This window comes from Variovorax davisae (genome assembly GCF_030316845.1).
Classification (GTDB): domain Bacteria; phylum Pseudomonadota; class Gammaproteobacteria; order Burkholderiales; family Burkholderiaceae_C; genus Variovorax; species Variovorax davisae.
Genome location: NZ_JASZYS010000012.1, coordinates 89,259 through 99,566, shown reverse-complemented (window position 1 = coordinate 99,566; position 10,308 = coordinate 89,259). Strand labels below are relative to the sequence as shown.

The 10,308-nt window shown below is 71.3% G+C and carries 8 protein-coding genes; 3 read left to right on the top strand and 5 right to left on the bottom strand.

The annotated features are described in order from the left end of the window. Nucleotides 1-11: 11 nt before the first annotated feature. Nucleotides 12-1,232: a cellulose synthase complex periplasmic endoglucanase BcsZ gene (gene bcsZ, locus QTI33_RS24995; RefSeq protein WP_286509057.1), complete on the top strand. Its 1,221-nt coding sequence runs from the start codon at nt 12-14 to the stop codon at nt 1,230-1,232. After that, entirely contained in the window at nt 1,208-5,524 is a 4,317-nt protein-coding gene (locus tag QTI33_RS24990; RefSeq protein ID WP_286509056.1) for a cellulose biosynthesis protein BcsC, read from the top strand. The genes bcsZ and QTI33_RS24990 overlap by 25 nt, the downstream gene beginning before the upstream one ends. Nucleotides 5,525-5,528: 4 nt before the next feature. Here the strand turns inward: QTI33_RS24990 and QTI33_RS24985 are convergent, their stop codons facing one another. From QTI33_RS24985 to QTI33_RS24975, 3 genes are all read right to left on the bottom strand, one after another. Then, nucleotides 5,529-7,166 carry a putative bifunctional diguanylate cyclase/phosphodiesterase gene (locus QTI33_RS24985; RefSeq protein WP_286509055.1) on the bottom strand — a complete coding sequence of 546 codons (1,638 nt, stop codon included), beginning with the start codon at nt 7,164-7,166 and terminating at the stop codon, nt 5,529-5,531. Between the two features lie 57 nt (nt 7,167-7,223). Continuing rightward, nucleotides 7,224-7,385 carry a hypothetical protein gene (locus QTI33_RS24980; RefSeq protein WP_286509054.1) on the bottom strand — a complete coding sequence of 54 codons (162 nt, stop codon included), beginning with the start codon at nt 7,383-7,385 and terminating at the stop codon, nt 7,224-7,226. Nucleotides 7,386-7,523: 138 nt separating this feature from the next. Further along, complete coding sequence (locus QTI33_RS24975; RefSeq protein ID WP_286509053.1) at nt 7,524-7,904, bottom strand: FHA domain-containing protein; 381 nt, start codon at nt 7,902-7,904, stop codon at nt 7,524-7,526. A 126-nt stretch (nt 7,905-8,030) separates the two neighbouring features. Here QTI33_RS24975 and QTI33_RS24970 point away from each other — a divergent pair, with 126 nt between their 5' ends. Then, nucleotides 8,031-8,234, top strand: a complete 204-nt coding sequence (locus tag QTI33_RS24970) for a hypothetical protein (protein WP_286509052.1) — start codon at nt 8,031-8,033, stop codon at nt 8,232-8,234. Nucleotides 8,235-8,244: 10 nt separating this feature from the next. Here the strand turns inward: QTI33_RS24970 and QTI33_RS24965 are convergent, their stop codons facing one another. Together QTI33_RS24965 and QTI33_RS24960 are read right to left on the bottom strand one after the other, a co-directional pair. Continuing rightward, complete coding sequence (locus QTI33_RS24965; RefSeq protein WP_286509051.1) at nt 8,245-8,517, bottom strand: hypothetical protein; 273 nt, start codon at nt 8,515-8,517, stop codon at nt 8,245-8,247. Between the two features lie 207 nt (nt 8,518-8,724). Then, complete coding sequence (locus QTI33_RS24960; protein WP_286509050.1) at nt 8,725-10,224, bottom strand: Do family serine endopeptidase; 1,500 nt, start codon at nt 10,222-10,224, stop codon at nt 8,725-8,727. Nucleotides 10,225-10,308 lie beyond the last annotated feature (84 nt).

The following is a 10,308-nucleotide window of genomic DNA, read 5'->3' as shown; positions in this document are numbered from 1 at the left end:
GCCCCCTGGCCATGACCCGACCTCCCTCGCTCGCCCCCTCCGCCCCCGCCGCGACCATCGGCCGCCGCCGCTGGCTGGCGGGCCTGGCCCTGATGCCGCTCGCCAGCGCCCTGCCGGCCGCGGCGCAGCAGGCCGTCGGCGCCTGCCTGCCGGCGACCGACTGGACCTCCTTTGCCGCCCGCCACCTGCAGGCCGATGGCCGCATCGTCGACTTCGACACGCCCAAGCAGCACTCGACCTCGGAAGGCCAGTCCTATGGCCTGTTCTTCGCGCTGGTGCACAACGACCGCGCCGCCTTTGCGCGCATCCTCGAATGGACCGAGAAGAACCTGGCGGCCGGCAGCCTCGCGCAGCGCCTGCCGGCCTGGCAGTGGGGCCACAAGCCGGACGACAGCTGGGGCGTGCTCGACGACAACCCGGCCTCCGACTCCGACCTCTGGATCGCCTACGCACTGCTGGAAGCCGGCCGGCTGTGGAACGAGCCGCGCTACCAGACCCTGGCCCGCGCGGTGCTGGCGATGGCCGCGCGCGACGAGGTCGTGAGCTTGCCGGGGCTCGGCCGCATGCTGCTGCCATGGCCCAAGTCGGTGGCCAAGGGTCCGGCCTGGCGGCTCAACCCGAGCTACCTGCCGCTGCAGCTGCTGCGCCGCTTCCAGCAGCTGGACGGCAAGGGCCCGTGGGGCGAGATCGCCGACAACACGGTGCGCATGATCGCCGCGGTGACGCCGCAGGGTTTCGCGCCCGACTGGTGCGCCTGGTCGACCAAGGAGCAGGCCTTCGTCGCCGATCCGGAGAAGGGCGCGGTCGGCAGCTATGACGCCATCCGCGTCTACCTCTGGGCCGGCATGCTGCACGCCGCCGATCCGGCCCGCCAGCCGCTGCTGAAGTCGCTCTACGGCCCGCGCCGGCTGCTCGAACAGGGCAAGCCGATGGCCGAATTCGTCGACACCGACACCGGTGTCATGCGCGGCACCGGCCCGGTCGGCTTTTCGGGCGCGCTGCTGCCCTACCTCAAGGCGCAGGCGCTCACGCCGCAGCTCGACGCCGAGCTGGCGCGCGTTCGCGCCCGGGTCGGCAGCCCGGCCCAGCCCGCGCCCACGCCCCTTCCGTACTACGAGCGCATGCTGCTTCTCTTCGGACAAGCCTGGCTCGATGGCCGCTTCGCGTTCAGCCGCACCGGCCAGCTGCAAACCCATTGGAGACTGCTATGCCCCGCCACCCAACTCGCCTGAAGGGCTCCACCGCCGCGAGTCGCCTGATGGCCTGCCTGGGCCTGGTCGGCGCGCTGTACGCAGGCACGCCGGTGCACGCCCAGGGCGACGCCAAGACGGCCCTGATCGAACAGGGCAACTACTGGCAGAGCATGGGCCGGACCGAGCTGGCCGAGGAGAGCTGGCGCAAGCTCTTGAGCATCGATCCGCAGTCGGCCGATGCGATGTACGGCATGTCGCAGGTGGAACTCGCGCGCGGCAAGCCCGAGCCGGCGCGCGGCTGGATCACGCGGCTGCACGCCGCCCATCCCGACGACCCGCGCGGTGCGCCGCAGGGCGCTCAATCCGGCACGCCGCAGACCGACCTGCAGCGCGCACGCGCCGCCTCCAAGGCCGGGCGCACCGCCGAGGCGATCCAGATCTACCGCGCGATCTTCGCCAACCGGCCGCCGCCCGAGCCGCTGGCGGTTGAGTACTACCAGCTGCTCGGCGGCACCCAGCAGGGCTGGGAAGAAGGCCGCAAGGGACTCGACCAGCTGGTCAAGGACAAGCCCGACAACCTCGGCTACAAGCTGGCGCTGGCCCAGCTGCAGACCTACCGCGAACCGACCCGGCGCGAAGGCATCCGCAGCCTGATGGCGCTGTCGACGCAGCCCGGGGTGGGCGTGGCGGCCACGGCCAGTTGGCGCCAGGCGCTGATCTGGCTGGACGCCCGCCAGCCCGACGCACCGCTCTACACCGAATTCCTGGCCGCTCATCCCGATCCCGCCGTGCAGGCGCGGCTGGACGGCCTGAGCGCCGCCCGCAGCGCCGCCACCCCGGCCTCGCCGGCTGCCCAGCCGCTCGGCGAAGGCTTCAAGGCGCTTGATCGCGGCGACACGGCGACCGCCGAGCAGCGCTTCCAGCAGGCCCTGAAGGTCGAGCCCGGCGACGCCGAGGCGCTCGGCGGCCTCGGCCTGATCCGGCTGCGGCAGGAGCGCTTCGCCGAAGCCCAGCAGCTGCTCGAGCAGGCCGCGAAAAGCGCCGGCGGCGGCAAATGGGCCTCGGCGCTGCAAAGCGCCACCTACTGGAACCTGGTCGGCCAGGCCAATGCGGCGCGGGCCAAGGGTGACACCCGCACGGCCCAGGGCCTGCTCGAACGCGCCATCAAGATCGACCCGCGAGAGAGCGTCGGGCAGGTCGCGCTGGCCGACCTGCGGCTGGCGGCCGGCGACTACGCCGGCGCCGAGCAAGGCTACCGGCGCGCGCTCGACGGCAAGCCCAACGACACCCAGGCGCTGCGCGGCCTGATCACGGCCTACACCCGCCAGGGCCGCAGCGACGAGGCGATGGCCCTGTCGCAGCGGCTCAGCCCCGAGCAGGCGCGGCAGGTCGGCAGCCTGCAGGACGTGAAGGTGGAGGCGGCGCGCGCCAAGGCCCGCGCCCAGACCGAGGCCGGCGACAACGCCGGCGCCCAGCGCACGCTCGAGGACGCCATGCTGGCCGCCCCCGACAGCCCCTGGGTCCGGCTCGACCTGGCCAACATCTACCGTCGCCAGGGGCTGATGGCGCAGGCCCGCGGCGTCATGGACGGCCTGCTGATGTCGCAGCCCGACATGCCCGACGCGCTCTACGCGAGCGCCCTGCTCGCTTCCGATGCCGGCGACCCGGCGGCCGGCCTGCAGTACCTCGACCGCATCCCGGCCGCCTCGCGCACGCGCGACATGACCCAGCTGCAGCGCCGCCTGTGGGCCGCCGGCCAGGCGCAGCAGGCGCAGGCGCTGGCACGGCAGGGCCAGGTGGCCGCGGCCCGCGGCGTGCTGGCGCAGACCGAAGCGGCGCTCGGCGCCGACATGCCGCCCGAGCTCTGGGGCCAGCTGGCCGGCGCCTACGCCGACATCGGCGACGCGCCACGCGCCCTGGCGATGAGCCGCCAATTGCTGGCGCGCAGCCCGAACCCGGGCGTCGGCGACCGCCTGCTCTACGCCTCGGTGCTGCTCAAGACCCAGCAGGACGTCGAACTCTCCGCCGTGCTGCGGCAGCTGCAGCCGGCCAGCATGACCACGGCCCAGCGGGCCGACTACGAGCGCCTGAGCATCGCCTTCAGCCTGCGCCAGGCCGACGCCTTGCGCGAGGCCGGCAACCTCGAAGCGGCCTACAACGCGATGGCGCCGGTGCTGGCGGCCCGGCCCGACGACCCGCAGGTGCTGGCCGCGCTGGCCCGGCTCTATGCGGCAGCACGCGACGAGAAGCAGGCGCTGGCGATCTACCAGCGCATCCTGCAGCGCAGTCCGACCGACCTCGACACCCTGCTCGCCGCCGCGGCCAGCGCCAGCGCGCTGCGCGCCCACGGCGAGGCCGAAAGCTACGTGCAGGCGGCCCTGAAGCAGGCCCCCGACCAGTCGCGCGTGCTGGCGGCCGCCGGCCGGGTCTACCGCAATGCGGGCGACAACGCCCGGGCCGAGCAATACCTGCGCGCCGCCGTCGCCGCCGACAGCCGCGCGGCCGGCGGCGTCGGCCTGGCGGCCGGCCAGGCCAACATGCCCGCCGCCAATCCCTTCGCGGGCATGACCGGCGGCGCCGCCAGCGGCGGCAACCCGTTCGCCGCCAGCCTGCCGCCGGTCGGGCTGCCCGCGCCGGGCTATCCGGCGGCCGCCGGCGCCCAGGCCTCGCCCTTCGCCGGCATGCGCGGCGGCGCGGCACCGATCGCGACGCTGCCGCCATTGCCCGTGGCCGCGCCGCCCGCCTACGCCGCGACGGCGGGTGTGCCGGCGGCCAACCTGCCCTGGAGCGCCGGCGGCACCGCGGCCGCACCGGCGACCGCCGCCGCGACCGCGACCAAGTCCACCGCCCCGCGCAACAGCGCCGAATTCCGCCGCCGCAATGCCGCGGCCGGCCAAGCGACGCCGACGGCCGCTGCACCGTTGCCTCCACCGGCACTGGCCGCGCCCCCATATGCCCAAGTCCAGGCCCAGGCGCAAGCCTATCCACTGCCCCAGCCCGCCGGCCAACCGGCCTATCCGCTGCCGCCCCCCGTGCCCGGCAGCACCCTGGCGACCGAAGGCAGTTGGAACGCCCCGCCACGCGCCGGTGCGGCACCGGCCAACCCGTTGCTGAGCGAATTGCAGGACCTCCAGTCCGAACGCAGCACGACGCTGGACATCGGCAGCGTCTACCGCAGCCGCGACGGCGAATCGGGCCTGAGCCGCCTGCAGGACCTGCAGGTGCCGATCGAGGCCCGCTTCCCGGCCGGCAACGGCAAGGTGGTGCTGAGCGCCACGCCGACGGTGCTCGACAACGGCGCGCTGGCCCAGGACTACGGCACCTCGAGCCGCTTCGGCGGCGGGCCGCAGGCGGCGATCGACCTGCTCGCGGGCCGGGTGCCCGCGGTGGATGCCCAGCACGCCAGCGGCGTCGGCCTCGCCGTCGGCTACGAAGGCAAGAACCTGAACGCCAGCATCGGCACCACGCCGCTCGGCTTCCAGGAGACCAATGCGGTCGGCAATCTGACTTACAGCGGCGCCCTGTCCGACACCGTGTCCATGAAGGCCGACCTGTCGCGCCGCGCCGTGACCGACAGCCTGCTGTCCTTCGCCGGCACCGAGGACACCCGCACCGGCGACCGCTGGGGCGGCGTGGTGGCGACCGGCGCGCGGCTCGACCTGACCCGCGACGACGGCACCTACGGCATCTACGGCTACGGCTCGGCCCATTCGCTCACCGGCCGCAACGTGGCCGACAACTCGCGCTACGAGCTGGGCGGTGGCATGTACGTGCACCTGCTGAGCAAGCCCGGCTCGACCCTCACCGCCGGCATGAACCTCGACCTGCTGAGCTACGACAAGAACCTGAGCTTCTTCACCTTCGGCCAAGGGGGCTACTTCAGTCCGCAGTCCTATGTGAGCGTGGCCTTCCCGGTCGACTGGACCGGCCGCGAAGACCGGCTCTCGTGGCGGCTCAACGCCTCGCTGGGCATCCAGTCGTTCACGGAGGACGCCTCGCCCTGGTTTCCGACCGACCCGGCGCGCCAGGCGGCCGCCGCGAGCGCCGTCGCGAACGCCACCGGACTGGGCCTCAACAAGGCCCCGTTCACCGGCTACTACCTGTCGAACAGCCACACGGGCGTGGCCTACAACCTGGCCGGCGTCGTCGAATACCAGGTGGCACCGCAGCTCTTCCTGGGCGGCGCCATGGCCTTCAACAACGCGCAGAACTACCGCCAGGTGACGGTCAGCGCGTACCTGCGCTACATGCTCGGCAACACCGGACGCTACGGCGCCCCGGCCGGCGCCACGCTCAAGCCGGTGAGTTCGCCCTACACGCCGCTGCTCTGAGGGCTCAGCAGCCCGCCGCCCGGCCCCAGGGCGGCGCCTGCTCGAAGCCGGCGATCCACGCCGGCACCTCGGCGGCCGGCAGCGGCTTGGCGATGCCGTAGCCCTGCCCGAGCGTGCAGCCGAGCGCCAGCAGCGCATTGCCGTGCGCCACCGACTCCACCCCTTCGGCGATGGTCTTGCGGCCGAAGCCGCGCGCCATCACCAGGATGCCGCGGATGATCGCCTCGTCCTCCGGATCCTCGAGCATGCCGCGCACGAAGGACTGGTCGAGCTTGAGCGCGGTCACGGGCAGGCGCCGCAGGTAGGTCAGCGACGAATAGCCGGTGCCGAAGTCGTCCATGACCACCGGCACCCCGAGCGCCTTGCAGGCGCCGATGAAATCGGCGACGGCGCCGAAGTCCTTGATGGCGGTGGTCTCGAGGATCTCGAGCTCGAGCACGCCCGCGTGCAGCTGCGGAAAGCGCCCCAGGTGGAAGCCCAGCCGCTCGATGAAATCCGGCCGCAGCAGGTGGCGCGGACTGATGTTGACGCTGACCGAGGTCTGGACTCCCGCAGCCAGCCAGTCGGCCGCCTGCCGCACCGCCTCGCCGATGGCCCAGTCGCCGAGCTGCTCCACCAGTTCGTGGTCCTCGATCATCGGCACGAAGGCGGAGGGCTGCAGCAGCCCCCGCTCGGGATGTTGCCAGCGCACCAGGGCCTCGAAGCCGATCACCCGGCCGCACTGCATGTCGACCTTGGGCTGGTAGGCCAGCAGGAACTCGTGGTTCGCCAGGCCGGCCTGGATCCGCTCGCGGATGCGCTGTTCCTGCTGTTCTTCGTGCGCCTGGCCGGCATCGAAGAAATGGACCTGGCTGCCGCCGGCCCGCTTGGCAAAGAACACCGCATGCTGCGCCTGCTGCAGCATGACCTCGGTCGGCTGCTCGCCCAGGCGCATCAGCGACACGCCGACGCTGATGCGCAGCCGCGCCGAGCGGTCCTGGAGCCGGAACGGATGCGCCAGCCGGGCCAGGATCTGCTCCAGCAAGGCCTCGGAATGCGCCGCGTCGTTGACGAACAGCAGCAGCGCGAACTCGTCGCCGCCGACCCGGGCCACGCTGGCATCGCCCGGCACCGCGGCCTTCAGGCGGCGCGCCACCTCGCGCAGCACCGCATCTCCGCCCACCGGGCCGAAGCTCTCGTTGATGTCGCGGAAATGGTCGAGGTCGAGGTAGCAGACCGCCAGCAGGCGCTCGCCGTCGCCGTTGCGCACCGGTGCCGGATTGAGCTCCTCGGCCGAGGGCACGCGATTGGGCAGCCGCGTCAGCGCGTCATGGCGCGACAGCAGGTCGAGCCGCTCGCCGCGCACGCCGCGCGCCGTCGGCGTGAAGCTCCACAGCACGCATCGGTCGTCCATGCGCTCGCCGCGCAGGTCGGCCATGATCGTGTGGCCGTGCCGGGCCCGCAGCACGACCCGGCGGCCATCGACCGCGCCGCGCGCCGGGAGGTTCATCTCGGTGCCGGAAGCGGGCGGCAGGACATCGTCGAAGGGCATGTCCGTGAGCGCGCCCGACGGATAGTCGAGCAGCGTGTGCGCGTCTTCGTCGGCCCAGAGAATCAATCCATCGCAAATCTTGAGGTGGCCAACGAGGGTGCGGGTGGGCATGGGCGCTATTGTTCACGGAAAACGAAGCGCCCGACGTCCCCCCGATGACGGATCGGATCAGCGCAGCGGTGCCCCGCGAATCGTGTCGGCCGATTTCTTGATCTGGTGGACCATGCGGCGCTGCAGCGGCGATGCCCCCCGATGACTCAGGACGTCGATCAGCCAGCCGCCCGCCACCAGGATCGCCAGTACGCCAAGGGTCAAGACCTCAGAGTCCATGCTGTGCTCCCGGAGTCGTCGAGCGCTCACTGTGCGCCGCAAACGGGCTGACGGGAATCAGCCGAACGGCTTGTGTTGCTATCCGATCGGATTGCGACTTACTTCCTTTTTTCCAGCATCTTTCGAGGCTGGCACCGCTCAGGGCTTGGCGTTCAGCCGCTGCAGGTCGATGTCGGCCAGGCGGCCCGGCACGGTCACCAGCCGCAGCGCCTCCGCGGCCCCGATCGGACCGCCCTGCGACAGGAAGCGGATCTGATAGCCGCCGATCTTGATTTCGTCGCCGTTGCCCAATTCGGTGCCCTCGACCCGCTGGCCATTGACGTAGGTCCCGTTGTGGCTCTGCAGATCGCGGATCGTCATGGCGTTGCCCACCGCCTCGAACACCGCGTGGGAGCGGCTCACGAGCGGGTTGTCCAGCACCAGGTCGCAGCTGTCGGCGCGGCCGACGACGAAGGGGGTGCGGGTCATGTTGACCTGCTTGGCCGAACCGTTCTTCTGCAACACGATCAATCTCGTCATTGTTCCTTGCTCTCCATGGTGAATGCCTGAACGCATGGCCGCCCTTCCGGTCTATGCCGCTTTGGGGGTGCCATGCCTCCTTCGGAGAGATGGGCGAAAGAGCGGCGGCCGCGTAACTTCAGGATCATGCAACATCCCGACACGCTCGCTGCCAGATTTCTGCTGCCGTTCGCGGCGGTCGGCTTTCATCGCCGGTCCCCGGCGCCCTGCCGCACGCCGGCCCCGCCGTTGCTGGTGCTGCGCGGCGTGTCGCAGCGAGGCACCATCCGCTCGCGGGCGGCCCAGGTGATCGCGGTCACGGCCCTGCACTTCGATGCCCAGGGCCGTTGAACGCAGGCCCCTAGAGAATCGAATGGTCGGTGGTGAACATGCACGAGTCCGGGCCGCTGGAGAAGGCGGTGGTCACCCCGCCCGCGTCGGGCAAGGGGGCCGCGGTGCTCTCGCCGATGCTGACCGGCGTCTTCGGCTTGCCGAAGGGCGCGAGGCCTTGCAGCACGCGAAGCGCCGAGGCGCCCTGGATCAGCGCTTCCGAATAGTCGGGAACGCCCTGTGTCGAGCAGTCGATCGGCCTGAATCCCAGGCAATCCTCGGACTCGGCCTGGACTGCCTCCATCAGAACCCAATGGAATTCATTGGGCTCCAGCTCGAGAACAGTCAGCGCTATATCGCGAAGTGCCACCGGGAAACCTTTCGATCAGTGAAGCCTGGATTGTTACTGGGCGGTGATTTGATCGCCAAGGCACTTTTGCACGCTGTCCTGACGATCGGCCCGCGAGACCGGCACTAAGTCGCAATCGGCCGGTCCCTCGAGCGCAGCCCGTCAGCCCAGGCGGACCGGCACGAAGATCTTGTTGCCGTCGCGCTGGATCAGCAGCGCCACCGACCTGTCGGCCTTGGCCACCACCTCGCGCACCTGGTCGATGCTCTTGGCCGGCGTGCCGTTGATGGCCAGCAGCACGTCGCCGGTCTGCACGCCGGCCAGCGCCGCCGGGCCCGCGACCTCCGCGATCAGCAGGCCGCCGTCGACCTGGGCTTCACGCTGTTCCTGCGGCTGCAGCGGGCGCAGCGCGAGACCGAGCTTGCCCTGCTTGGCGCCGCCCTCCTCGTTCTTCGCCACCGCGGTGCCCTTCTCGGCCGCGTCGCCCAGCTTGGCGGAGATTTCCTCGCGCGCACCCTGGCGCCAGATCTCGAGCGTGATCTTGCTGCCGGGCTTCCTCTGGCCGATCAGCGCCGGCAGGTCGCCCGAGGCCACGATCGGCTCGCCGTCGACCTTGCGGATCACGTCGCCCGAGCGCAGGCCGGCCTGGTCGGCCGGGCCGCCCTTCTCGACGTTCGAGACCAGCGCGCCCTCGGGCTTGTCGAGCTTGAACGAATCGGCAAAGGCCTGGTTCACTTCCTGGACCGCGACGCCCAGGCGCGCATGGGTGGCGCGGCCGGTGGCGACGATCTGGTCCTTGACCTGCATCGCGACCTCGATCGGGATCGCGAACGACACGCCCTGGTAGCCGCCGCTGCGGCTGTAGATCTGCGAGTTGATGCCGACCACCTCCCCGCGCGTGTTGAGCAGCGGGCCGCCGGAGTTGCCCGGATTGATCGCGACGTCGGTCTGGATGAAGGGCACGTAGCCGTCGTCCGGCAGCGAGCGGCCCTTGGCACTGACCACGCCGGCGGTGACGGTGTTCTCGAAGCCGAACGGCGAGCCGATGGCCAGCACCCATTCGCCAGCCTTCAGGGTCTTCGTGCTGCCGACCGCCAGCACCGGCAGGTTCTTGGCCTCGATCTTGATCACGGCGACGTCGGTCTTGGGGTCCGAACCGAGCACCTTGGCGCTGAACTCGCGGCGATCGGTCAGCTTGACCGTGACTTCCTTGGCGTCCTTCACGACGTGGGCGTTGGTCAGGATGATGCCGTCGGCGCTCAGGATGAAGCCCGAGCCCTGGCCGCGGACCGGGGTCTCGCGCTGCGGCTGCTGCTGGCCGCGCGGGCCCTGGCCGCCACCGAAGCGGCGGTAGAACTCGTACATCGGATCGTCCGGATCCATCTGCGGGCCGCCTTCGGCGGCGGCCGTCTTGGTGGTGCCGGTGACGCTGATGTTGACCACCGCCTGGCCGTCGCGGGCGGTGATGGTGGAGAAGTCGGGCATGGACACCGTCGGCGCGCTGGTGCCAGCGGCGGTGGTGCCAGCGACGGCAACGGCCTGCGCCGGGGGCGCGGCCACGGCACGGGCGCTGGTGTAGGCGCCAGTGCCGACGGCACCGATCACGCCGGCGGCTGCCAGCGAAAGCACGAGCGCGCGGGGCGAGGTCAAACCGGTTTTCATCAGAAATCCTTTCGAGTGTGGGAAGAGAGCACGAAAGGAATGTCGGGCCCCTGGCTTAGGCCCGGCTTAAATTGGCTCGCCCCC